The 24,073-nt window shown below is 63.9% G+C and carries 26 protein-coding genes; 7 read left to right on the plus strand and 19 right to left on the minus strand.

All coding sequences use genetic code 11. From position 1 onward, the window contains the following. Positions 1 to 11: 11 nt before the first annotated feature. The 10 genes from JAB8_RS07420 to JAB8_RS07465 form a co-directional block, all read right to left on the minus strand. Positions 12 to 1,175, minus strand: coding sequence for a flagellar hook-length control protein FliK (locus JAB8_RS07420; RefSeq protein WP_070289070.1), 1,164 nt, complete (start codon positions 1,173 to 1,175; stop codon positions 12 to 14). Next, the gene (locus JAB8_RS07425) at positions 1,172 to 1,414 is read right to left on the minus strand and encodes a hypothetical protein (protein ID WP_254679470.1); all 243 of its coding nucleotides are present in this window, start codon (positions 1,412 to 1,414) and stop codon (positions 1,172 to 1,174) included. Before JAB8_RS07425 ends, JAB8_RS07420 begins: the two co-directional genes overlap by 4 nt. Positions 1,415 to 1,481: 67 nt before the next feature. Beyond that, a complete protein-coding gene (gene fliS / locus JAB8_RS07430) occupies positions 1,482 to 1,871 on the minus strand; it encodes a flagellar export chaperone FliS (RefSeq protein ID WP_070219791.1) in 390 nt (129 codons plus the stop codon). A gap of 51 nt (positions 1,872 to 1,922) precedes the next feature. Continuing rightward, positions 1,923 to 3,350, minus strand: a complete 1,428-nt coding sequence (fliD, locus tag JAB8_RS07435) for a flagellar filament capping protein FliD (RefSeq protein WP_070219793.1) — start codon at positions 3,348 to 3,350, stop codon at positions 1,923 to 1,925. A gap of 89 nt (positions 3,351 to 3,439) precedes the next feature. Beyond that, the gene (locus JAB8_RS07440) at positions 3,440 to 3,877 is read right to left on the minus strand and encodes a flagellar export protein FliJ (protein WP_070289072.1); all 438 of its coding nucleotides are present in this window, start codon (positions 3,875 to 3,877) and stop codon (positions 3,440 to 3,442) included. 8 nt (positions 3,878 to 3,885) lie between these two features. Continuing rightward, a complete protein-coding gene (fliI, locus tag JAB8_RS07445) occupies positions 3,886 to 5,196 on the minus strand; it encodes a flagellar protein export ATPase FliI (RefSeq protein ID WP_070219797.1) in 1,311 nt (436 codons plus the stop codon). Further along, entirely contained in the window at positions 5,193 to 5,882 is a 690-nt protein-coding gene (gene fliH, locus JAB8_RS07450) for a flagellar assembly protein FliH (RefSeq protein ID WP_070219799.1), read from the minus strand. The genes fliI and fliH overlap by 4 nt, the downstream gene beginning before the upstream one ends. Then, positions 5,879 to 6,919, minus strand: coding sequence for a flagellar motor switch protein FliG (locus tag JAB8_RS07455; RefSeq protein ID WP_070289073.1), 1,041 nt, complete (start codon positions 6,917 to 6,919; stop codon positions 5,879 to 5,881). Before JAB8_RS07455 ends, fliH begins: the two co-directional genes overlap by 4 nt. After that, a complete protein-coding gene (gene fliF / locus JAB8_RS07460; protein ID WP_139142969.1) occupies positions 6,897 to 8,633 on the minus strand; it encodes a flagellar basal-body MS-ring/collar protein FliF in 1,737 nt (578 codons plus the stop codon). The genes JAB8_RS07455 and fliF overlap by 23 nt, the downstream gene beginning before the upstream one ends. Positions 8,634 to 8,693: 60 nt before the next feature. Then, positions 8,694 to 9,032, minus strand: coding sequence for a flagellar hook-basal body complex protein FliE (locus tag JAB8_RS07465; protein ID WP_070289075.1), 339 nt, complete (start codon positions 9,030 to 9,032; stop codon positions 8,694 to 8,696). 554 nt (positions 9,033 to 9,586) lie between these two features. Here JAB8_RS07465 and JAB8_RS07470 point away from each other — a divergent pair. From JAB8_RS07470 to JAB8_RS07500, 7 genes are all read left to right on the plus strand, one after another. Further along, positions 9,587 to 10,465, plus strand: coding sequence for a FliM/FliN family flagellar motor switch protein (locus tag JAB8_RS07470; protein WP_070289076.1), 879 nt, complete (start codon positions 9,587 to 9,589; stop codon positions 10,463 to 10,465). 1 nt (position 10,466) lies between these two features. Then, positions 10,467 to 10,832, plus strand: coding sequence for a FliM/FliN family flagellar motor switch protein (locus tag JAB8_RS07475; RefSeq protein WP_070220030.1), 366 nt, complete (start codon positions 10,467 to 10,469; stop codon positions 10,830 to 10,832). Beyond that, positions 10,829 to 11,599, plus strand: coding sequence for a flagellar type III secretion system pore protein FliP (fliP, locus tag JAB8_RS07480; RefSeq protein ID WP_070289077.1), 771 nt, complete (start codon positions 10,829 to 10,831; stop codon positions 11,597 to 11,599). Before JAB8_RS07475 ends, fliP begins: the two co-directional genes overlap by 4 nt. Positions 11,600 to 11,602: 3 nt before the next feature. Further along, complete coding sequence (locus tag JAB8_RS07485; protein WP_034757874.1) at positions 11,603 to 11,875, plus strand: flagellar biosynthetic protein FliQ; 273 nt, start codon at positions 11,603 to 11,605, stop codon at positions 11,873 to 11,875. Positions 11,876 to 11,886: 11 nt separating this feature from the next. Next, positions 11,887 to 12,684 carry a flagellar biosynthetic protein FliR gene (locus JAB8_RS07490; RefSeq protein ID WP_070220034.1) on the plus strand — a complete coding sequence of 266 codons (798 nt, stop codon included), beginning with the start codon at positions 11,887 to 11,889 and terminating at the stop codon, positions 12,682 to 12,684. 137 nt (positions 12,685 to 12,821) lie between these two features. Continuing rightward, on the plus strand, positions 12,822 to 13,961 hold the full coding sequence (locus JAB8_RS07495; protein ID WP_070289078.1) for a flagellar type III secretion system protein FlhB: 1,140 nt from the start codon (positions 12,822 to 12,824) through the stop codon (positions 13,959 to 13,961). Further along, a complete protein-coding gene (locus tag JAB8_RS07500) occupies positions 13,958 to 16,045 on the plus strand; it encodes a flagellar biosynthesis protein FlhA (protein WP_070220038.1) in 2,088 nt (695 codons plus the stop codon). Before JAB8_RS07495 ends, JAB8_RS07500 begins: the two co-directional genes overlap by 4 nt. A 53-nt stretch (positions 16,046 to 16,098) precedes the next feature. On the opposite strand, the gene JAB8_RS07505 is transcribed toward JAB8_RS07500, so the two are convergent. The 9 genes from JAB8_RS07505 to JAB8_RS07545 form a co-directional block, all read right to left on the minus strand. After that, positions 16,099 to 17,193, minus strand: coding sequence for a hypothetical protein (locus JAB8_RS07505; protein ID WP_070289079.1), 1,095 nt, complete (start codon positions 17,191 to 17,193; stop codon positions 16,099 to 16,101). A gap of 40 nt (positions 17,194 to 17,233) precedes the next feature. Next, the gene (locus JAB8_RS07510; RefSeq protein WP_070289080.1) at positions 17,234 to 18,088 is read right to left on the minus strand and encodes a flagellin; all 855 of its coding nucleotides are present in this window, start codon (positions 18,086 to 18,088) and stop codon (positions 17,234 to 17,236) included. A 191-nt stretch (positions 18,089 to 18,279) separates the two neighbouring features. Beyond that, a complete protein-coding gene (locus JAB8_RS07515) occupies positions 18,280 to 19,131 on the minus strand; it encodes a flagellin (RefSeq protein ID WP_070220045.1) in 852 nt (283 codons plus the stop codon). 164 nt (positions 19,132 to 19,295) lie between these two features. Beyond that, entirely contained in the window at positions 19,296 to 20,315 is a 1,020-nt protein-coding gene (locus JAB8_RS07520) for a Rieske 2Fe-2S domain-containing protein (protein ID WP_070289081.1), read from the minus strand. Then, positions 20,312 to 20,944: a NeuD/PglB/VioB family sugar acetyltransferase gene (locus JAB8_RS07525; protein WP_070289082.1), complete on the minus strand. Its 633-nt coding sequence runs from the start codon at positions 20,942 to 20,944 to the stop codon at positions 20,312 to 20,314. Before JAB8_RS07525 ends, JAB8_RS07520 begins: the two co-directional genes overlap by 4 nt. 8 nt (positions 20,945 to 20,952) lie before the next feature. Beyond that, positions 20,953 to 21,711, minus strand: coding sequence for an SDR family oxidoreductase (locus JAB8_RS07530; protein ID WP_070289083.1), 759 nt, complete (start codon positions 21,709 to 21,711; stop codon positions 20,953 to 20,955). 3 nt (positions 21,712 to 21,714) lie between these two features. Continuing rightward, positions 21,715 to 22,770, minus strand: a complete 1,056-nt coding sequence (locus JAB8_RS07535) for a ketoacyl-ACP synthase III (RefSeq protein ID WP_070289084.1) — start codon at positions 22,768 to 22,770, stop codon at positions 21,715 to 21,717. A gap of 2 nt (positions 22,771 to 22,772) precedes the next feature. Beyond that, a complete protein-coding gene (locus JAB8_RS07540) occupies positions 22,773 to 22,991 on the minus strand; it encodes a phosphopantetheine-binding protein (RefSeq protein WP_070221569.1) in 219 nt (72 codons plus the stop codon). 44 nt (positions 22,992 to 23,035) lie between these two features. Beyond that, positions 23,036 to 24,052, minus strand: a complete 1,017-nt coding sequence (locus tag JAB8_RS07545; protein ID WP_070221568.1) for a ketoacyl-ACP synthase III — start codon at positions 24,050 to 24,052, stop codon at positions 23,036 to 23,038. Positions 24,053 to 24,073 lie beyond the last annotated feature (21 nt).

Raw genomic sequence — 24,073 nt, forward strand, 5'->3', positions numbered from 1 at the left:
TTTCATATTCATCAGGCGGTCTCTCGCTCGTGGCTGGCGTATGTGGTAGCGGCGGTGCTGCCGTCGGACAGGGCGCGTCCCGGCTCGGCGTCGTCCTGCTGGCGGCCCGGCTGACGCTGGCCGCGCGCATCGCCTTCGGCGAACGCCTGGGCAGCGGGGCTGCGCGGGGTGGCGCTGATATTGACGGCCACGTCGGTGTACTGGCGCTGCGCCAGGTCGCTGCGCATGTTCTCGCCGATGCCTTGCAACTGGCGCAACACTTCCGAATTCGACGCCGTGACGTTCACCTGCAGCGCGCCGGCCGTATGGCGGATGGAAATTTCAATGCGTCCCAGCATGGGCGGCTCGAGGCGGATCGTTGCGTGTTCGCTGTTGCGACCGATCTGCGTCTGCAGGCGTTCGCCCAGCGCTTCGCGCAGCGGTTCCTGCCATTGCTGGGCTGGGCCGTTGAGCTTGATGGTGTCGCCGGCCGGGGCCGCTGTGGCCGTATTGCCGACCGCGCCCGTCAGGCCCAGGTTGGGCGTGGCCGGTGCCGGCGTCGCGGCGCCACGTTCGCCTTCGCGCGCGGCAACGGCAGGCGCGGCGACGGCGGTTGCCGGAGCGCTTTGCTGCAGCAGCGATTCGAACGGCTGTGCCGGCGAGCCGCCCTTGGCGGCCGTCGCCGGGTTGGCGGCGGCCAGCGGCTCGCGCGTGTCGCGGCCTGGCGCTGGCGCCGTTGCCGGCGCGTTCAGGGTGACCGCCGACGGATGCAGGCTGATGTTGAGTGCCGGATTGGCTTGCGCCGCATTCGCCTGCACCTGTGTCTGCGCTTGTGTCTGTACTTGCGCCTGGGCGGCGGCACGCGCCTCGGCTGCGGCCGCGTCCGTTGGCGGCAGCATGCTCACCGGCAAGCCGATAACGGGGGCGGCCATGGCCGGCAGGCTGCTGTCGGCCTGGCTGTCGCTGTCGCTCTCCTTCGCGGGAGCGGGCGTGTCGGCGTCGGCCGTTTCCACGCCCGTCACGTCAAGCACCTGCGCAAACAGGGGCAGGGCGGAGGGCACGGCGCCAGTAGCGGCATAGCCTGGTGTGCCGGGCAAGGCGGCGGCCTGTGACGGCGCTGCCGCCGGTGCTGGTGCAGCTGCCGCAGGGCTCGCCGGTGCCGGAGCGGCCGGCGCCGTGTTGAAGTTCATGATCATGCTTGATTCCCGTCCGAGTCGTATTCGCCGAGCGCGGCGTAGGCGACCCAACCTTCCTTATTTGCCTGTAATGCACCCAGGTGTTGACCCAGGCGTTCTTTTTCCTCAGAGCAAATTTTAACCGCTTGCGCGTGATTTTTGCGCAATTGCAACAATTCTGTTTGTTCCAGCGCATTCCATGCGCCCCGTTCGGCCAGCAGGGGGATGTTTTTCGCCAGGCTGGCGGACAGTTTTCCCATGGCTTCCCAATCCGCTTGCGCGATGGCGGCGCTTAATTGCCGGTTCAGCTGTTGCAGGATGCCGCGCCTAGGCATTGTTGGCCTGGACGCCCACCCAGCCGCGCTTGATGGTGGTCATCAGGGTCGTCACTTCGTCGATCAGGGTCGGGTCGAGCTTGATGCCGGCCGTGTACAGGCGCGCCACGCAATAGTCGTACAGGCGGGCCAGGTTGACGACCACTTCGCCGCCATTGTCGAAATCGAGCGAGCTCGACAGACCGTTGATGATCTGCGTGCATTTATCCAGGCTGATGGCCTTTTGCTCGTAGCGCTTGCCTACGATATGCCCGCGCGCGCGCGCCAGTTCTTCCAGCAGGCCGTCCGTCAGCACCAGTACCAGCTCGACCGGTGTGGCGCGGGCGGTCTGGGCATCCAGGTTGACGGCATGGTAGTTGCCGTAAGCTTCATTGTTTAACATGTCTTATTTCTCACTGTCTAAACTTGCGGCGGCGCGGCAGGCACGCTCGCCTTAGGATTTGTCGTTGCCAAACATGGCGTCGAACATGTCGACCGTCTTGTACATCTGTTCCTGCATGACTTGCAGGCGCGTATATTGATCCAGGAAACGCTTGTAGGCCGTGTTGTACTGGCTCGTCAGCAGGTCGGTGCTTTTGCTCAGCGACTTCTGCAAGCTGGTATTCGCATCGAGACGCTGCACCAGCTGGCCCTTGGTGATATTGCTCCATTGGCCCAACGCCTTGTCCAGGCCGCCTAACACGCCCGATGGGGCCGACAGGCTGTTGTTGCCGAACAACTTGTCCAGGTCGCCAGGGTTCGATGCCAGCTTGGCGGTCAGCTTGGCCGTATTCAGGCTCAGCGTGCCGTCGCGGTTGGCGGTCACGCCGTAGGAGACCAGCGAGACGCCGCCGACGCTTTGGCGCAGCAGATTGTTCAAATTGCTGCGCAGGGCGTTCAGGCCGGAATCGTGGGCAAAGATGCCGGCCGCGACGTTCTTGTCCGGGTCGCCGGAACTGGCCAGGCCGTCCAGCACGCTTTTCAGCTTGTTGTAGGCATCGACGAATGCCTGCACATTGGTTGCCGTGCCGCCGCTGTCGGTTGCCACCGTGACCGTCACGGGCGCGTCGCCCGTGTTCATGGCCTTGGTGAAGGTCATTTTCACGCCCGTCACGTTGGTAAAGGTATTCGACGCCTGCGTGATTTGCGTGCCGGTGTCCTTTGCGCCCAGCCAGACGATGGCGTCCTGCGCCTTGACGACTTCCTTGATGTTGGTGGCCGCGTCCGTCACCAGGGCCTTGGTCAGCGCGGTATTCGTCACGCTCGACGCGTCCAGCGTGACGGCGTTTTCCTTGCCAGTCAGGTTCGATGTCAATACCAGCTGCGCCTGGTTGCCGATGGTGACGATGGAAGCCGTCACGCGCGAGTTGTTCTTGCTGTTGCCATTGATGGCGGCGGCGATTTCCTGCGGCGTCAGGTTGCCGTCGGCATCCTTGTCAGCGGCGCTCAGGTCGATGTCAAAGCTGTTGTCTGCGGTGACGGGGGCCAGCGGATCGCCGATCCGCACGGCCAGCGTGCCGCTGCCGGCGGCGGGGCTGCTGGCGAGGCCGCTGTACGAAGTCTGGCTGGCTGTGGCCAGTTGCTGTACGAAAAAGGAATAGCTGCCGGCAACTGCCGTGGCATCGGCCGTGCCGCTGCCATAGGCGGTATTGCTGAATGTGGCGGACTGGCTCAGCAGCGACTTGCTGCTGCTGCTCATGGTCGTCATCGTACTTTGGAAGGCGCTCATGGCCAGCTTCAGGTTGTTCAGCGCCGCGGCCGTGGTGTTGGCCAGTGCGGTTTGCTTAGTCAATTTGTCCTGCTGCGCCGCGACCGACTTGGTAGCCAGGTTTTTTGCAGTGACGAGCGGATCGTATTGCGGTGCAGTAATTACGTTTGCCATGCCAGACTCCTGAATAAAGGGATATACCGGTACAAGGCGACCCCCATTCCCGTTTTGTGAAGTTTTCCTGAAAGAAACTTACACCAACCTCATTTTACCTGTCCGCGGAACCAGAATTGCGTCGCCAGCTCGTCTTGCCGCTTGGCATCGACACGTTGTTGCTCATTTGCAACATGTTTTTGTTTTTGCGTCAGCACCTGGTCCAATACTTCGCGCTTGGCCCAGGCCGTATTGAGCGCGCGTTGCGAGACGGCCATGTTGGCCTCGTGCAAATGCAGGTCGGTACGGTGCTGGTCGGCCATCTGCATGACGGCTTGCTTGAAGTTGCCGCAATTGACGGACAGGGCCAGGGGCAGGGCGCCGCTGGGGCCGCTATCCGTGTACAGACCCGTCAGGCGCTCCAGGTTTTTCTGGTAGCGCTCGCGCACGGCCGTCTGCGCCGCCATTTCGCCTTGCAGGCGTTCGACTTCGGTGCTGCGCAGGCCGACCAGGGTGGTCAGGTTGCGGATAGTATGCGCGTCGCTCACGTATGCTCCTAGGCCATGATCTGTTCAAGTTGTTCGATGCACGGCCCCATCGGCGCCTCTTCCTTGGTGCCCTGGCACAGGAAGGCTTCGATGGGCGCGTGCAACTGCACGGCGCGGTCGGTGATCGGGTCGGCGCCGGGCACGTAGGCGCCCAGCGGGATCAGGTCGCGCACGCGCGCATGGCGCGCCATCGACGCTTTCAGCGCGCGCGCCGCCTGCATGTGGGGGGGCGTGATCACCTGCGCCATGCAGCGGCTGATCGAGGCGGCGATATCGATGGCGGGGTAGTGGCCCCGCTCGGCCAGTTCGCGCGTGAGCACGATGTGGCCGTCGAGAATCGCGCGCGCCGTATCGACCACGGGGTCCTGCTGGTCGTCGCCTTCGGCCAGCACCGTGTAGATGGCGCTCATGCTGCCTTCCGGGTGGGCGCCGTTGCCGGCGCTTTCCACCAGTTGCGGCAGGTTCGAAAACACGGACGGCGGGTAGCCGCGCGTGGCCGGCGGTTCGCCCAGGGCCAGCGCCACTTCGCGCAAGGCCATCGCATAGCGCGTGAGCGAGTCGACCAGCAGCAGCACGTGCTTGCCCTGGTCGCGGTAATGGGCGGCGATCGAATGGCACAGTTCGGTGGCCATGATGCGCATCAAGGGCGATTCGTCGGCCGGCGCGATCACCAGCACGGCTTTTTTCAAGCCTTCGGCGCCCAGCGATTTTTCCACGAATTCGCGCACTTCGCGGCCCCGCTCGCCGATCAGGCCGACGACGACGACATCGGCCACGGTCTGGCGCGTGATCAGGCCCAGCAGCACGCTCTTGCCCACGCCGGAGCCGGCCATCAGGCCCACGCGCTGGCCCTTGCCCAGGGTCAGCATGCTGTTAATCGCCCGCACGCCCACGTCCAGCGGTTCGACCACCGGTTGTTTCTTCAGGGGATTGATCTTCGGCGGCGTCACTTCCAGGATGTGTTCGCCGCCGAGGCGGCCCAGGTCGTCGATCGGCTCGCCCAGGCCATTGACCATGCGGCCCAGCCACGACGGGCCGATCTGCAGGCTGGCCTTGTCGGGCAGGGGCAGGACTCTGGCGCCCGTGGTCAGGCCCGTGGCCTTCTTGAACGGCATTAAATACGACAGTTTTTCGCGGAAGCCGACGACTTGCGCATCGAGCCATTCGCCATTGACTGTTTCAATTTGACAACGCTGGCCCGTGTGCAGGCGGCAGCCGGCGCTTTCCAGCAGCAGGCCGGAGGCGCCGACCAGGCGGCCGGTGGGGGTCGCGACCGGGATGTCGCCGATCTCGAAGCTGCGCAGCGTGTCGGCGATCATGCAGGCGCGCCGTGGTCTGCGTGTTCGGCGGCCAGCGCCAGGTGGCTGCTGACCTGCTCCATGCAGGCCGACAGGCGCTGATGGCAGCCCGCGTCGACTTCATTGTCGCCGGCCTTGATGCGGCATTCGCCCGCGTCGAGGCGCGCGTCGGCGATCAGGTTCCAGCGCTTGGCGCGCTTCGGATCGAGTTCGCTGATGCGTTTGAGTTCTTCCGGATTGAGGAAGACGTCGATTTCCTCGCGCGTGGGCGGCATCGAGGCCAAGGTCTCGTCGACCAGGGCCAGCAATTGCACCGGCTGCAGCGCCAGTTCCGCGCGGATCACCTGGCGCGCCACCTTGGCCACCAGGTCGACCACTTCCTTGCGCTGCGCTTCGCGGTAATCGGCGCGCACTTTCTTCAGGTCGCGCAAGATGGCGTCGACGGGGCGCGCCAGGCGGTCCAGCGCCACCAAGGTTTCATTGCGGCCTTCTTCGCGGCCCTGCGCCATGCCATCGCTGCGCCCGGCGTCGTAGCCATCCTGCTGGCCTTGCACCAGGCCCACTTCGTAGCCGTCGCGCTGGCCCTGCTCGAAACCTTCCGAGACGGACGCCTGCCACTGGCCATCCGTGTCCTCGTTGGAGGCACGCTGGCCGGCGGCGATGAATTGCGACAGCGGCGGGAAACGATACGAGCGGAAGTGTTTCATTCGATCACCGCTTCGGCAAACAGTTGCACTTCGATCTCGCCCGCATCGGCGAGGCCTTTGACGGTGGCCATGATTTCCTGACGCGTCTGTTCGATGCGCGACAGGGGCACGGGGCCGGAGCGGCGCATCATGTCTTCGAAACTCTGCGCCTGGCGGCGCGGCATGGTTTTCAGCACGGCGTCGCGGATCGACGGTTCCGCGCCCTTCAGTGCAATCGCCCACTGTTCCATCGGCACGTCTTCCAGGATGCGCGTGAGCGTGACATCGCTCTGCGTGGCCAGGATCAGGAAGTCGTACATGCTCAGTTCGATTTCCGACACGACGTCCGGGTCGTGCGCGCGCAGCAGTTCGACCAGCGCGGCGCGGTTGCCCGGCATGCGGTTGAGAATCTCGGCCGCCTGGCGGATGCCCTCGACGCTGGTGCTTTGCGTGTCGAGCGCGCCCAGGCAGCGGCCCACCAGTTCGTCGAGCTCGACCAGCAGGTCGCGGTCGATCTCGTCCAGGCGCGCCAGGTTCAGCAAGACCAGGTCGCGGCCTTCGGCGGGCAGGGCGTCGAGGATCTGGCCGGCCAGCGCGGGCGGCAGGAAGGCCAGGAACACGGCTTGCATCTGCACGTGCTCGTTGACGATGTATTCGGCCAGCCATTTTGGCGAGGCCCATTGCAGGCGCGCCATTTTGGGGCGGATGGCGTCGCCGTAAATGTTGTTGAGCACGCTATTTGCGATATCGCTGCCCAGCGCCATGTCCAGCGAGCGCTTCAGGTAGCTGCGCGAGGCGCCGTGCACGCCGCTTTGCTGGCGGTAGTCGTCGAAGAAGGTCTGCATGGCCGTTTTCACGGATTCGACCTTGATGCCGCTCATGCGCGACATCACTTGCGTGACTTCCAGCAATTCTTCGCGCGACAGGCAGCGCAGCACATTGGCGGCCTGTTCTTCGCCGATGCTCAGCAGCACGATGGCGGCCTGTTCCACTGGGTTCAGGCTGGCGCTTTCGTATTCGGCGCCGTCGGAGGGATTACTGTTGTTGAGTTCGGCCATTTTTCTGCATCCATTGTTTGACGACTTCGGCGACACGCTCGGGTTCTTTTTCCGCCAGCACTTTCAGGTGGTCGACCATCACGTCGACCGCCGAGCCTGGTGGCGGCAAGTCATAATTTTCCAGCAGCGGCACGACCGGCATGGCGTTGCCGGCGGCGGCTTCGCCCTCGAGCGCCAGCGGGCTGCCATTCACGCCCAAGGCCGGCGCGCCGGCGGCGGTCACGCCATTGGCGCCGGCGGCGGCGTTGCTGCCGCCCAGCGCCAGGGCCGGATCGAGCTGTTTCAGTGCCGGCGGCGCCAGGCGCGTGGTCAGCAGGCGCAGCAGCGGACGCAGGATCAGGAAGTAGCCGAGCACGGCACCCAGGGCGTACAGCAGCCAGCTGCTGAAATCGACGACGGTGTCGCGCTCTTCCCACCATTGCGCCACGGGCGGCTTGGCAGGGAAGGCCAGCGCCGTCAGGCTCAGGCTGTCGCCGCGCTGGGCGTTGATGCCCAGGCCGCTGTTGAGCATTTTTTCGATATTGCCCAGTTCGGCTGGTGTCCAGCCCGTTTTCGGGTTCGGTGCGGCGGCGCTGTTGAGGACGACGGCGACGCTGAGTTTTTCCAGGCGGCCACGGCTGCGCTTGATCTGCGTGATGCTGCGGTCATACGCGTACTGGCGTGTGGTGGCGTTCTTGCGGGCCGTGCCGTCGTCGGACGGCTTCGGCGCGCCATCGGCGGGTGCGGCACCGGCGGCGTCGGCCGGTGCCGGCACGGCGGCCGCTGGCGGACGGTTCGACAGGCTGCCGGGAATGCCGGCCACGGTGCGGTTGCGTTCCTGCTCTTCGCGCATCGCTTCGCTCGTCACTTTCGGCGCTTCGCCGTATTTTTCCAGCGTTTCGTCCACGCGGTCGTTGTTCACGGCGGCCGTCACGCTGAGCTTGAAGTTGTCTTCGCCGATGACGGGACCGAGCAAGCCCGTGACGTTGCGGCGGATTTCATCCTGAAAGCGTTTCGCGCCTTCATTGCCGGCGGCCGACGCATCGAAACCGTCCGTCAGGTCGACGTGCGAGGACAGCAGGTTGCCGCCCTGGTCGACCAGGCTCACGCGCGTGGGCGCCAGGCTGGCGACGCTGCCGGCCACCATGTTGATGACGGCGGCGATCTGTTCCGGCGCCAGGGTGCGGCCCGGTTTCAGCGCCACGACGATGGAAGCCGACGATTTGTCGCCGTCGCTGGCGACGAACGACGTCGACTTGGCAATCGACAGATGGACGCGCGCCGAAGCGATCGCGTCCATCGTCATGATGCTTTGCGCCAGCTCGCCTTCCAGGCCGCGGCGGAAGCGCACGTCCTGCACGAATTGCGATACGCCCAGCGGGTCATTCTTGTCCATCAGTTCCAGGCCGGCCGGCAGCTGCGCCGTCACGCCCTTCGAGGCGAGCAGCATGCGTACCTTGCCCAGCATGGCGTCGGGCACCAGCACCTGGCCGCTGTCCGGATGCAAACGGTAGGGGATGTGCTCGGCGTCCAGGGTGGCCATCATGTCCGTCACGGCCACTTTTTCGCGCGCGCCAAACACCGGCTTGTAGTTGGCCTGGTCGCGCCAGGCATACATGGTCACCATGGCGGTGATGCCGATGGCCAGCACGACGATGGGAACCAGGTTTTTCAGCAGGGCGGGCGGGATGGCGGGCTGGGCGCCTGGGCGCCAGCGCGCAAATGCGGACTTCATGGTGGTAATCACTTGGGGTAACTTTCGCTGGGAGGCTGGGCGTGGATCAGGACGTGAAGATTACAGAGGCAGTTTGATGAGTTCGTCGACCGCGCCCATGACCTTGTTGCGCACTTGCATCAACATGGAAAAGGACAGGCTCGCTTCCTGGCTGGCCAGCATGGCGCCGACCATGTCGTCGCTCTTGCCGCTGTCGACGTCGCTCATTTTTTGTGCAGCCATGCGGTCGTCGCCGTTGACCTTGCCGATGGCGTCTTTCATGCTTTGCGCAAACGAGAAGCTGGATTGTTCCGGTGCGCCGAACTGGGCGGCCGGCGCGATGCTGGCGCCCAGGGCGCGCGCGTCATTGCTCAGTGCTGCCAGATCGGCCTTGATCAGACCTGCGAGTTCGTTGCTCATCTTGCCCTCTACTTTCAATATGCGGTGACGTATCAATCAGAAATTACTGGTGTTGCCATTCCGGCAGGCATTACATCCAATGCCATCTTGCCTGGCCCAATTGACAGGGCCCATCAGTTTTATCAGTTGCCACACCATCCGCTCAAGCAGATTCAACAAACCCGGCAGAATCGCGCCGAATGATTTACATGGCCATGATAACTAATAATTATCTGATAAAAGTTTCTTCTGGTGGCAATAAGAGGGACTGGAAACTGCCATAAAAACCGGAATCAGGTAAGCGGAATGGCGCACTGCAAATCACTTTTTTCTCGCTATAAGCTTACCTCGAGGCAACTATAAAGTAAAGAGAGGATTGCCTCAAGGAATATTGATACATGGCAATATTTTGCTTTTTCATGTATTGTTCAGCACCGTAGTCATCCAGCATGCGATACGATGCGCAATCGTTTGCTCGCCGGCCGGCCGGTTGGCAAGGCCAAGATGATGCTGTATTTAATTTCGGGCGATCCGTATAATTTGTTCTGCCACCGCAATACCGACATGACCACTACATGACAATCATTACCAAGACAGATCAAACTGCGCGCCATCAAGTCCTCGATTCCTGTCTGCTTGGACGTCCTGTCCATTTGCTGCATGTATTCGGCGCCCAGCTGCGCGACGACCTGGCCGTGGCCCTGCGCCAGCCGATGAGCCGGCGCTACTGGGGCAATTTCCAGATCGATGCCGTGACCTTGTCGCGCGTGGAGAACGAGGACAGCGCGAATCGCTGGCTGAGTTTTTCCACGCCGGCCGGTCAGCCGGGCTTTGCGCTCGAACGGCAGATCCTCTTGAGCGTGCTGAACTATCGCTACGGTAGTGCCGGCGCCAAGGGCGCGCTGCCCGATCCGGCGCAAGTGCGCGTGACGGCCACGGAAGAGCGCCTCGCTGTGGTGCTGGGACAACAGTTGGTGAACAGTTTGTTCACGCGCATCCACAAGAATCTGCAAACCCTGGGCAAGAGCAGCGACATCGACACCAGTGCCGAGGTGGCCGTGCAGTCCGGCGTGCACCCGGCGCGCGGCAGCTGGATCGTCACCGTGTCGCTCAGCGACGTCGAAGCGGGGCAGAGCGGCCAGTTCTGGTTCTCGCTGGACAAGCGCCTGATGGCCGATGTGTTGCGCGGCCTGTTGCCCGAACGCGCGCAAGCGAAGAAAGCCTTGCGCGGCAGCGTGCGCCCGCTCGCGTCGCGCCTGCAAGTGACCCTGGAAGGCCGGCTCGTCAGCAAGCAGATGCAGCTGGGCGCCTTGTTCGACCTGCGCGTGGGCGACGTGATTCCCGTCAGTCTGAGCCGTACTGACGTCATGCTGGACGACTCCCGTTTATTTACAGCGGCTGTTTCCGAACACAAGGGCAAGCTCTGTTTAACCTCATTTGAAGATGTCGAATAATATGAATATGACCGATACCAACCAGAGCGAAACCCTGCTGGAAGACCTGGGCGATGACATGATCATCGACCAGGGCGACGTTGCCGACGTGGCCAGCACCCGCGCGCGCCGCGACATTCCGCAGATGATGCGCAAGATTCCCGTCACCCTGACCTTGGAAGTGGGCTCGGCCCGCATTTCACTGGAAGAGTTGATGGCCATCGGCCCGGAAAGCGTGATCGAACTCGACATGCTGGCCGGCGAACCGCTGGTGATCAAGGTCAATGGCACGCCGATCGGCCGTGCCGAAGTGGTGGTGGCCGGCGAGAACTATGGCCTGAAAGTCATCGACCTCGACGGCCTCAACCTCGACCTGATGACAGCATGAAGCTGGCGGTACCCGGCTTGAGCCGGCGCCGCGGCGCGCTGGCTGCCGCGCTGGCTGTCCCTGTTCTGATGCTGTGCTGCAGCGCCGCCGGCGCGCAGGACCTGCTCGCCGGCGTGGTGCCGGGCGCGAAGACCGACTTGTCGGTGAAGATGCAGATCCTCGTCGTCATGACCCTGCTCGGGCTGCTGCCCGTGATGGTCATGATGATGACCAGCTTTACCCGCTTCGTCATCGTGCTGTCCCTGCTGCGCCAGGCCCTGGGCCTGCAGCAGGGCTTGCCCAACCGTATCGTCACCGGCATCGCCCTGATTCTCACCTTGCTGGTCATGCGCCCCATCGGCGACCAGATATGGAAGGACGCGTTCGTGCCTTACGACCGCGACCAGATCGGCATGCAGGAAGCCCTGAAGATCGCCGAAGTGCCGATTTCGCGCTTCATGCTGGCGCAGACGAGCAAGGCCGCGCTGGCGCAGATCGCGCACCTGGCCGGCGAACCGTCGACCATGCGCCCGCAAGACCACAGTTTCACGGTCAAGCTGGCCGCGTTCGTGCTGTCCGAACTCAAGACAGCGTTCCAGATCGGCTGCATGCTGTTCATTCCCTTCCTCATCATCGACCTGGTGGTGGCGTCCGTGCTGATGGCCATGGGCATGATGATGCTCTCGCCGCTCGTCATCTCGCTGCCGTTCAAGCTGCTGCTGTTCGTGCTGGTCGACGGCTGGACGCTGACCGTCAACACCTTAGTTACCAGCATACAGGGCTATTGACCGATGTTTACCCCTGAAGTCGCCGTCGACCTGATCATCGAAGCGCTGCATGTCGTCATGCTGCTGGTGGTGATTCTGGTCGTGCCGGGTTTGCTCATGGGCTTGCTGGTCGCGCTGGTGCAGGCGGCCACCTCGATCAATGAACAGACCATGAGTTTCCTGCCGCGCCTGCTGGTCACCCTGCTGGCCCTGATCCTGGCCGGACGCTGGATGGCCGGTTACCTGATGGATTATTGCGTGTCCATTTTTCAGCGCGCCGCCACGCTGGTCGGATAGCGCCGCGCGCCATGGATCAGATTTTCAATCAGGTGCTGCCGTTTCTGCTGGCCGTGTGGTGGCCGTTCTGCCGCATCCTGGCCATGCTCAGCGCTTCGCCCGTCATCGGCGACGCCATGGTGCCCGTCCCCGTGCGGGTGCTGCTGTCGCTGGTGCTGGCGATCCTGATGCTGCCCGTCATGCAGGCGTCGGGCGTGTCGCAGGACTTGTTGAAGATCGATCCGTTCTCCCTGCACGCCCTCGTCGCCACCCTGGAGCAGGCAATCATCGGCTTCGTCCTGGGCCTGGCCTTCCACTTCGCCATGTCCGTCATGTCGGTGCTCGGTTACCTCGTGTCGAGCCAGGTGGGTTTTTCCATGGCCGTCATGAACGATCCGCTCAACGGCACCTCGTCGGACGTGATCACGGGGATGCTCACCATCATGTGTATGATCGTGTTTTTCGCCATCGACGGCCACCTCGTGCTGACGGGCGTGATCGGCGCCAGTTTCAAGGCCTGGCCCGTGGGGCAGGGCTACGGGCCGCTGCTGCTGCAGACGGTGGCGTATAACGTGGCCTGGATTTTCGCCGCCGCCATGCTGCTGGCCTTGCCCATCGTCTTTTCCACCATGGTGGTGCAACTGGGCTTTGGCTTCCTGAACCGCGTGGCGCCGTCGCTGAACCTGTTTTCGCTGGGCTTTTCCATGATCACCATGTTCGGCCTGCTGATGCTGGGACAGATCGTGCGCTTTATCCCGGAGCACTACATCGCCATGACGAACCGCGTGCTCGACATGATCGCCGAACAGATGCGGGTGGCCCATGGATAGCGCACGTGCCAACAAGCTGCTGCGCAGTCCACTTCCGGGCATCCGTTGCTCGCTGTACCTCCGTACAGCTGCGCTACTCAACCCGGCATTGAACTTGCTCGCTACGCTTGTAGGGCACGTGCGGAAAGGTGTGACGCATGGCGGATAGCAGCACGGGCGACAAGACAGAAAAGGCGTCAGCACAGAAGCTGAAGAAATCGCGCCAGGAAGGGCAGGTGGTGCGTTCGCGCGACCTGTCGACGGCGCTGGGCATTCTGATCAGCATGAAGGTCTTCATTTACCTGCTGCCCGGCTATCTGGTGAGCTTTCGCGAGCTGTTCGCCATGGCCTTCATGCCGCTCGACAGCAAGGGCGCGCTGGACAATGCCATGTCGATGGCGTTTACCACGTCCGTGGGTTTGCTGATCAAGATGATCGTGCCGCTGTTCTGCGTGCCCTTGTTTGTTGTGCTCGGCTCATTGGTCCCTGGCGGCTGGGTCATCAGCACGAAGAACTGGATGCCGAAGATGGAGCGCCTGAGCCCGGCCAAGAACCTGGGCCGCCTGGTGTCGCCCAAGCATGGCTTTGAATTCGGCTTGTCGATCGCCAAGGCCGCCGTGCTGGGCATGGTGCTCGTGCACGTGAGCCGCTCCAGCCTGACGCAGTACGTGGACTTGCAACACCGGCCCCTGCAGCAAGCCATGCTCGACGGCTCGGCGCTGATGCTCGACGGCCTGATGGCACTCATTTCCGTCTTCGTCCTGTTTGCCATCATCGACGTGCCGGCGCAGGCGTTTTTCTTTGCCCGCAACCAGCGCATGAGCAAGCAGGATGTCAAGGAAGAACATAAAAGCAGCGAAGGGCGGCCCGAAGTGCGCCAGCGCATCCGCCAGCTGCAGCAGCAGATCGGCCGACGCAGCGTGCGCAAGACCGTGCCCGACGCCGACGTGGTGATCGTCAATCCCGAGCATTACGCCGTCGCGCTCAAGTATGACCAGGACCGCGCCGAGGCGCCGTTCGTCGTTGCCAAGGGCGTCGACGAGATGGCGCTGTATATCCGGCAAGTGGCGAAGGAACACAACATCGAAACGCTGGAGTTGCCGCCGCTGGCGCGCGCCATCTACAACACCAGCCAGGTGCAGCAGCAGATTCCCGTGCAGCTGTACCAGGCCGTGTCGCAGGTGCTCAACTACATCCTGCAGCTGAAAGCATTCCGTACTGGGCAGCGCGCCGCCCAGCCCCCATTTCCCACCGAGGTGGTCGTGCCATCTCATTTGAGCGAGGTAGTACCTTCATGAATTTCCTGAACCGGTTGGTTGCCGAAATGCGCCGCCACAAGTTCGCCACGCCGCTGTTCCTGCTGGTGATCCTGGCGATGATCATCCTGCCGCTGCCGCCCGTGCTGCTCGATATCTTGTTCACTTTCAATATCGTGCTGGCACTGATCGTCATCCTCGTCAGCGTGTCGGCCAAGCGGCCGCTCGACTTCTCCGTCTTCCCGACGGTGATTCTGGCCACCACCATGCTCAGGCTCACCCTGAACGTGGCGTCCACGCGCGTGGTGCTGCTGCACGGCCATACGGGTGCGGATGCTGCCGGTAAGGTGATCGAGGCCTTCGGTAACGTGGTCATCGGCGGTAACTTCGTCGTCGGTATCGTCGTCTTCGTGATTTTGATGATCATCAACTTCGCCGTCGTCACCAAGGGCGCCGAGCGCATCTCGGAAGTGTCCGCGCGCTTCACCCTCGATGCCTTGCCGGGCAAGCAGATGGCGATCGACGCCGACCTGAACGCCGGCCTGATCAACCAGGAAAAAGCCCAGATCCGCCGCAAGGACGTGGCCGCCGAAGCCGACTTCTACGGCGCCATGGATGGCGCGTCGAAGTTCGTGCGCGGCGATGCCGTCGCCAGTATCCTGATTTTGATCATCAATATGGTCGGCGGCGTGGCCATCGGCTCGCTGATGCACGACCTGTCGTTCGGCGACGCTTTCCGCCAGTACGCACTGCTGACCATCGGCGATGGCCTGGTGGCGCAGATTCCGGCGCTGCTGCTGTCGGCCGCGGCCGCCATCCTGGTGACCCGCATCAGCGATTCGGGCGATTTCGAGCAGCAAGTGGCGGGCCAGGTGCTGACCTCGCCAACGGTGATCTACAGCGCGGCCGGCATGATGGTGGCGCTGGCCCTGATCCCGGGCATGCCGTGGTTCATGTTCATGACCTTTGCCGCCGTGCTGGCCTTTGTTGCCTGGCGTTTGACCAAGCGCGTGAAGGGGCCCGACGCGGCCGGCATGGCGGCCATCGAGGCGGCCTTGCGCGACGACAAGCCCGCCGAACTGGAGTGGCAGCAACTGCCCGCCGTGCAGCCATTGATGGTGATGCTCGGCTATAAACTGGTCGGCATGGTGGATAAAACGCAAGGGGAACCGTTGACCAAGCGCGTCAAGGGCGTGCGCCAGAGTTTGTCCGAGGCGATGGGCTTGCTGCTGCCGAATATCGGCGTGCGCGACGACCTGGCCCTGAAGCCGTCGCAATACGCGATCGTGCTGTCGGGCACCGTGGTGGCGCAGGCTGAAGTGCAGGCCGACCGGCTGATGGCGATCCCGTCGCCGAACGTGTATGGCCAGCTGGACGGCATTCCCGGCATCGAACCGGCCTACGGCATGCCCGTCACGTGGATCGAGCCGAGTGAAAAGGCGCATGCGCTGGGCCTCGGCTACCAGGTCATCGAGGCGCCCAGCGTGATCGCCACGCACTTGTCGAAAATGGTGCGCGAATACCTGCCGGAACTGTTCCGCCACGAAGACGTGTCGAACCTGATGGAGCGCCTGACGGCCCTGTCGCCGAAGCTGGCCGGTGCGCTGGACAAGGCCCTGACGCACACGCAGATGCTGCGCGTGTTCCGTGTCTTGTTGGCGGAAAATGTGTCCTTGAAGGATATCGTGCCCATCGCCACCACCTTGCTCGACAGTTCGGAAACGACCAAGGACCCGATCCTGCTGGCGGCCGAGGTGCGTTGCGCGCTGCGGCGCCAGATCGTCAGCGGCCTGTTCGGCCAGAAGATGGAAATGCAGGCGTTTAATCTGGGTGGCGAACTGGAAAACATGCTGCTCGGTTCCTTGAACCAGGCGCGCCAGTCGGGCAAGGTGACGCTCGATAACTATCCGATCGACCCGCATCTGCTGTCGCAGCTGCAAGTGAACATGCCGGTGGCGCGCGAGCAGATGAAGCAGCAAGCCACGCCGCCGCTGCTGCTGGTGCTGCCGCAGATCCGTCCGCTGCTGGCCCGCTACGCGCGCCTGTTCGCGCCGGGCCTGCACGTGCTGTCATACAATGAAATTCCGGAAAACCGCGAAGTGAGCATCATCGGCACGGTGGGCTAGTACGGTGAATTGAAAGAAAAACGGCGCCGCGGGCGCCGTTTTTTTGTGCTGTATCAATCCTGCTCGTCGATCGGCGGCAGCAGGTCGTGCTCCTGGCCGTCGGCCAGCAGCAGCACGGTGCCGCCCTGCGCCGCGTCTTCCGCGTCGCCATAGTCGTAGCCGAGCGGCGCCGCCACTTCCTTCGAGACAAAGATAGCCTCCTCCTCGGCATCGGCCGCCGCGGGCGCATCGGGATCGGCCGCCGCTTCCGCTTCCGGCTGCGTCAGCAGCAGGGCCACTTCGGCCATGGCGCGGAACAGGGGCAGCGACAGCGAGGCGGCGCCCGCCTGCATCGGGTAATTGCCGTGCATGCGCTGTGCATGCAGCTGGCGATTCAGGCGGCAGCGCACCAGGCGCAGGCCCGCGCGCCGCACGGCGTCGGCGATCTCGGGCAGGGCCAGGCGCAGATGGCGCAGCGCGGCTTCCTCGTCGGCGGCCAGTTCCAGCAGCACGCCGTCGCCGGACGGCTCCATCTGGATCACCACCCGGCCGATGCCGATGATGATCAGCTCGACGCGCAGCGCCACCTTGCCGCGCCGCCTCGGCGTTGCCTCGTCGTCTACGTCGCTGGCCAGCACGCGCAGCAGCAGGCGCTGGCCGCCCCAGCCATACACGGCAAAGCGCCACGCTTCGCTGTCGACCGTCAGGGGCGGACGGGCGCCTTCGCGCAGCAGGGCCGGTTGCTGCTCGGCCATGAAGAGGTTGCCCGGCACGTGCTGGCCGCGCGCCTGTTCCTGCAGGGCCGCATATTGTTCGCCATAGGTCCTGACCATCACGCGCCACGAGGCGGCCAGCTGCGCCGCGTCGGGCGGCTGCCAGACGAGCTGGCGCGTGAAGAACAGCTGATTGACCTGCATGGCGCTGCTGTCGCGCGGCAAGGCGCCGCCCGTGCCGTCGGCATTGGGCTTGATGAGGGACGCCAGGCTGTCCTGGCCCTGCTGCTGCAGCTGGGCGGGCAGGGTGCCGGCGTCGGGCGCGGGCGCCATGTAGGGGCCGATCGGCACCAGCGGCTGCACCACGCCCGGCACCATCGGCGTCGCGGGGCTGACGTCGAAGCGCTGGGTAATCAGGGGCACCGGATTGCCCGATGAAATGCGGTCTATCGCCATGCCACTATGTCCAGATCTGGTTCCATCAAAAAGCCTGCCGTCATGGCTGCAACAGGGAGAGTATCATTTTGTGCATGCTCTGGCTTTGCTTGAGCATTGCCGTGCTCGCTTGCAGCAACATTTGCGCCGACGTCATGTTCGCGCTTTCGGCCGCGTAGTCGACATCCATGATGCGGCCGATGGCAGCCTTGGTGTTGGTGACCATGTTCGACAGGTTGGTGTGCACGTGGTCCAGGCGGTTGCCGGCGGCGCCCAGGGCCGAGCGCACGCCGCCCACATCGTCGATGGTCGCTTCCAGCAGGGCGATGCTGGCATTCGCGCTGCCCGTCAATTCGTTGCCGGTGGCGGGCGCGCCGAAGTTGGCGCTGGCCGCGCCGAGCGAGGCCAGCACGCCGGCCATCTTGCCCGAGATGTCGAACACCATCGTTTCGCTCTGGCTGGCGCCGATCTGGAAGGTCATCGACGACGCCAGCGTGCCGCCGGCCAGCAGTTTGTTGCCGCCATAGCTGGTGTTTTTCATGACGTTGGCCAGTTCCAGCCCCAGGGCGTCGTATTCGGCCTGCATGGCGACCTTGTCCTTGGCGCCCGACGATGCATCGGCGGCCTGGGTGGCCAGGTCTTTCATGCGGATCAGCATGGTGTTCACTTCGTCGAACGCGCCTTCGGCCGTCTGCAGCATCGAGGTGCTGTTTTGCGTGTTGCGCATGGCGACGGCCATGCCGCTCGCCTGTGCCCGCAGCCGGGTCGCGATTTGCAGGCCGGCGGCGTCATCCATGGCCGAATTGATGCGAAAGCCGGTGGAGAGCCGCGTCATCGAGGTCGACAGCAGCGATTGCGCGCGTGCGGCGGCATTTTGTGCGGCCAGTGCTGCGATATTCGTATGGAGACTGAGCACTCGGCGATTCCTGTGGATGACGGCTGTTGGGCGGGCTTGCCCATCAAACAGGCGACCATGCGTGCCGCATCGTTAAAGATTGCCAGCAAATAGTTACTCTTGCGTGCAAAGGCGAGATACCGGGGGCGAAAAAAAACCAGGCCAAGGCCTGGTTTTCAGCGACTGGCCGCGAACGGCCAGGCAGGGACATATTATTGCAGCAGGGACATGACCATCGAGGACATGCTGTTGCTTTGTTTCAACATTGCGGTGCCAGCTTGCAGCAGCATTTGCGACGACGTCATGTTCGAGCTTTCGGTAGCGAAGTCGACGTCCATGATGCGGCCGGTAGCGGCTTTGGTGTTGGTGGCGATGTTGGACAAGTTGGTGTTGACGTGGTCCAGACGGTTTGCAGCAGCACCCAGTGCCGAGCGAACGGTGCCGACGTCGCCGATTGCCGTTTCCAGCAGGGCGATGGTGGCATTGGCGGAGCTGGTCAGCTCGGTGCCGGTCGCAGCCGAAGCGTAGTTGGCGGTAGCCGAACCCAGCGATGCCGTCAGGCTGGTCATTTTGGCCGAAACGTCAAATGCCATCGTTTCGGTTTGGCTTGCGCCGATCTGGAACGTCATCGACGAGGCCAGCGTGCCGCCTACCAGCAGCTTGTTGCCGCCGAAGGTGGTGTTTTTCATCACGTTCGACAGTTCCAGGCCCAGTGCATCGAATTCCGACTGCATGGCGGTCTTGTCTTTGGCGCCCGACGAAGCATCGGCTGCCTGGGTTGCCAGATCCTTCATGCGGATCAGCATGTTGGTGACTTCGTCAAACGCGCCTTCAGCCGTTTGCAGCATCGAGGTGCTGTTCTGGGTGTTCGACATTGCAACGGTCATGCCGCTGGTTTGTGCTTTCAGGCGGGTTGCGATTTGCAAGCCTGCTGCGTCATCCATTGCCGAGTTGATGCGGAAGCCGGTGCTCAGGCGCGTCATCGAGGTCGACAGTTGGTTTTGGGTGCGGGTGATCGAATTTTGTGCGGACAGTGCAGCGTTGTTAGTGTGAAGGCTCAGCATGGTGTAACTCCTGGTTTGGTGGGTTCAGTCCGGAGCAACGGTTCTTTGTGCTCTCCCAAGTACAAGACGACCATCCGCATAAGCTTATTAAATGCTTTGTGGAAATTTTTTAAAATTCTTTTTAAAAAAGTTTCACATCGGCCGACGAGGCCGCCGCCAGCCCCCTAAGACTGGCTTGCCGCCGCGAGGCAGGCCCGGAAATGCGCGATCTTTGCCTCGTCGCTGGAAAGGATCTTGAAGCGCGCGCTGTCGGCCGCCTGGACGGCTATGCGCTTGCAGATGGCATGGTCTTCCTCGAATACCTGGCGATTCATCTGCGCGCTCGAGTCGAAAAAGCCCTGCAGCGTAGCGCTGGCGGCGGGCTTGGTTGCGGCCATGAGCAGACGGCTGGAGAAATGCGTGCGCTGCGCTTGCGTTGACGGAAAGAAATGCTGCAGCGAATACGAATATGAAAACGTCGACGAGAGCATGGTAAACGGGAACAGGTACAGGCTCTGGTAGCCCTCGAACTGGCTGTCGAGCTGGAACAGGCGTTTGACGGAGCGCAGTTTCCTGGCCATGCCGGCGTTGCCCAGGCCCGCTTCCCATGTCGACGTCCAGTCGGTGAAACGGTTTTCGCCGTCGTCCAGTTGCAGTTGCGCCAGCGATTCCGGGTGCACGAACGGCACGTGCAGCGGTTCGAGCGCATTTTCCAGCGCGATGCGCCAGTCGCACTCATAGTCATAGGCGTTGAAATCGCCCAGGCCGGCGACGTTGAAGGAAATGTTTTCCAAGGTGGCCTGGGTCTCGCCCAGCTGCGCTTCGAGCGGCATGCGCGGCTGTGGCGAGGCGAACAGGAAATCGGCGCACCAGTCCAGCTGCAGCACCTGCAGTCGGGCATTGTCCAGCTCGGCCGGCGCGTAGCGTTCGCGGCAGGGGATGTGCATGGCGCCGGCCCGGTAGGCCCAGCCATGGTAGGGACAGGCCAGCGGCGCATTGCCGCGTTTTTCGGTGAAGAAGCGTGTGCCGCGGTGCGGACACAGATTGTCGAAGGCGATCAGCTCGCCCTGGTCGTTGTAGACGACCACTTCCTCGCCCAGCCAGTCGAGTTTCAGATAGTCGCCGCTGGCCGGCAATTCGCTGCGGTGGCACAGCAAGTGCCAGAACTGGTCGCGCAGCTGCCGCGTCTCGGAGATGGTGCTCATAATGTCTTTGCCGGTGGCGTGTAAACGGTGGCGCCGGCGGCCACGCGGCGCATGACGACGGCGCCGGCGCCGACCGTGGCGCCGGCGCCGACGCTCACGCGTGGCAGGATGGATGCGCCCGAGCCGACCATGACGGCCTGGCCCAGATGCACGCCGCCCGTGATGTCGACGTGCGAGCTGAGCGTGCAGCCCCGTTCCAGCACCGCGTCATGGCCGACGCTGGCGTAGCTGTTGATGGTGACATAGTCGCCCAGCTCGCTGCCCGCCGAGACGAGGGCGAACGGGCAGACGACGGCGCCCAGGCCGATGCGGGCCGTGCGCGCGACCACGGCGCTGGGATGGATCAGCGTATGGAAACGGGCGCCGCGCGCGGCCAGCGCCAGCGCCACTTCCAGCCGGGCTTTCGGTGCGCCGATGGCCAGCAGCAGCGCCTCGCCGGCCGCCGGCCGGTAGTCGCTGATGCTGCCCAGCACGGGGTAAGGGTAGTCGGCGTCGAGCATGGGCGCGGGCGGCAGCGTGTCGTCGAGCAAGCCGCCGATGCGGGCCGTGGCCGGGTCGAGGCTGTCTTCCAGCCAGCACAGCAATTCTCGGGCGAAGCGTCCGGCGCCGATGATGAGGATGGTTTGCATGAATACTCCTAACGGGCCAGGTAGCCGCCGTCGACGGCCCAGGTGGCGCCGCTGACCCAGCGCGCCGCCGGCGACAGCAAAAAGGCCGCCGTCTGCGCGATGTCGCTGCTGCGGCCGAAGCCGAGCGGATGGCGCTCCGCGTAGGCGCGCATGGCCTCGTCAGGCAAGCCACGGCTCAGGCGCGCGTGCATTTCCGTTTCGACGGCGCCGGCGGCAATGCTGTTGACGCGCATGCCGCGCGGCGCCAGTTCCACGGCCAGGGCGCGCACCAGGCCGTCAATGGCGGCCTTGGCCGCCGAATACACGCTCATGCCGGACTGGCCGCTCTGGCCCGCCACGGATGACATGAAGAGCAGGGCCGCGCCATCGCTGAGCACGCCGCGCAGAGCGGCGCCGCGCGCCAGCGCCAGCGCCGTCTTGACGCTGGAGGCGAAGACGTCGTCAAACTGTTGCGCCTTGGACAATTTGACCGGGCGCAATAACTCGATGCCGGCCGCATGGAAGATGCCGTTCAGGGGCGCCTCAAGCGTGGCTTGCCTGAGGAAGTCGACGATGTGGTCGCCGCCGTCGAGTTCGAGCACTTCGGCCCGGTGGCCGCTGCCGTCGAGGGCCTGCAGGGTTTGCTCCAGGCGAGCCGGGTCGCGTCCGCTGATCAGCAGTTGCGCGCCGCAGCGCGCCAGCAGCAGGGCCGTGTCGCGGCCGATGCCGGACGAGGCGCCGGTGACGAGGATGCGCTGGCCGGCCAGCATGTCGGGTTGAAAGATCATGGTTCAGACTTCGATAAGGCGGTTGACGGTCAGCGATTGCAGGCCCAGCACGGCCGCCGACCAGGAATAGCCGACGCCAAAGCCGAACATGGCGATGGTCTGGCCCTGTGCCGCCGCTCCCAGGCTGTCGGCGATCAGCAGGGGGATGGAGGCGCTGGACGTGTTGCCATAGCGGTCCATGTTGATCGGTGCGCGCCCGGCTGGCAATTTGGCTTTTTTGATAATGTGCTTGAGCATGAAGGTATTTGCCTGGTGAAACAGGAAGGCATCGATTTCGTCGCTCGTGCGGTTTGCCAGGCGCAGCAGGTCCGCCACCAGCGGCGGAATGCTCTTCAGCGTGAAATTGAAGATTTCGCCGCCGTCCATGTACAGCTTGGCGGGATCGCGCTGCGCCAGGCGCGCATCGTCGCCGGCGTAGGGCCGGCAGGCGCTGGCAGCCATCATCAGGTGCCGTTCGCCGCCGCCGTCGCTGCCGACGATGAAATGGGCGGGCGCCGCCGCCGCATCGAATTCCAGCGCCGTGGCCGTGCCGGCGTCGCCAAACAGCAGCGCGGTGGCGCGGTCGGTCTCATCGACGGTCTTGCTGATGGTGTCGCCCACCAGCAGCAGGATGCGGCACATGGCCTGGCCGTCGAGCATCTTCGCCGCCAGCCACAGGCCGTACGCGTAGGCCGAGCAGCCGAGGTTGATGTCGAAGGCGGCGCAAGCCTTGTGCAGGCCCAGCCGTCCATGCAGGGCGCAGGCGGTAGCCGGCAGCACGTAATCGGGGGTTTGCGAGATGAAGATCAGGGCGTCGATGCTGTCGCGCTCCCAGCCCAGATCGTCGAGCAGGGTTTGTGCCGCCGCCTTGCACAGGTCGGCCGTCGTCTGGCCATCGGCGGCGCGGCGGCGCGACTGCACGCCGATCATCTTGCTCACGTCGGCCACCGCCTCGGCGCCGAAGCGCTCGGCCAGGTCGGCATTGTGGACTTGCGTGCGCGGCAGCGCGCACACCACGCCGCGCATGGCCAGATGGGCGGTGCTGAAGGGCAGTCCCGATTCCAGGCGCTGGCTGGACATGGTCAGACCTTGACGGCGATCAATGCCAGCACGTCGGCCAGGGTCTCGCAATTGGCCAGGGCCTGGCCTTCGAGCATCTGATCGAACAGCTCATCGGCCAGGGCGATGGTGGAAATGATGGCCAGCGAATCCCAGGCGTAATCGCCCAGTTTCAGGGACGGCACGACTTTGTCGGCGTCGATTTCCAGGATGTCGGCCATGCCGTTGAAAAATTCTTGCATTGTGTTTCCTTTCAAAGAAGTTCAGTACGCAGATGCGCGGGCGCCTACAGGCGCGCCAGCGTGCCGGCCCAGGAATAGCCGACGCCAAAGCCCAGCAGCAGGGCCGTGTCGCCCGGCATGATGCGTCCCGAGGCGCGCGCGCGGGCAATGGCGATGGGAATGGTCGAGGAGACGGTATTGCCGACAGTATCGATTTCAATCACAAATTTGTCTTCCGGAATGCGTATTTTGCGGCGCAAGGCGTCAAGCATGAATTTGTTTGCCTGATGGAAGATCACATGATCGATGTCATCGAGGGTCTTGCCGGCCGTGTCCAGCAGCTCCTGCATTGTACGCGGCACGGCGCCCAAGGTGAACTGGACGATCTGCGCGCCATCCATGAACAGGTCGTCCTGGCTGCGCCAGTTGCCGGACGCGTCTTCGACGGGCATGGCGGTGGCCGCGCTGCGGGCCGTGCGCATGCCGCCGGCCGGCACGATCAGGTTGTTCGCGCCGCTGCCATCCGTGCCCAGGACGAAAGGCCCCAGCGCCAGTTCGGGCGCGCCGCCGGCGATCACGCTGGCGGCGGCGCCGTCGCCGAACAGCGTGCGTACGCTGCGGTCGCGCGCGTTGATGTACTTGGAATAGGTGTCTGCCGTCAGCAGCAGCACTTTCTTGCGGATGCCGCTCTCGATCAGGCCCTTGGCCATGGCCAGCGCGTAGACGTAGCCGGAACAGCCGAGGTTGATGTCGAGCGCGCCGCAGGAGGTCGGCAAGCCAAGCCGTTGCTGCAGCACGCAGGCGCTGCTGGGCAGCAGGTAGTCGGGCGCCTGCGTGCACAGGATCAGGAAATCGATGTCGCCGCGCGCGACGTCATGCGTGGCGAACAGCTTTTCCGCGGCATGGAAGGCCAGGTCGCTGGCCGTTTCATGTTCCGCGGCGATATGCCGTTGCGCAATGCCCGTCTTGTCGAGGATTTTTTGCGCCGGCCAGTCGATGAACTCCTGTTCCAGCGCGGCATTCGTCAGGATCGCCTGCGGCAGGTGGTAGGCGATCGCGGTAAGGTGGGCGTAGTGGGGCATGCGGTGGCCGTTCGGTCTGGG

This window comes from Janthinobacterium sp. HH106, assembly GCF_001758725.1.
In the GTDB taxonomy this organism is placed as follows: Bacteria; Pseudomonadota; Gammaproteobacteria; order Burkholderiales; family Burkholderiaceae_D; genus Janthinobacterium.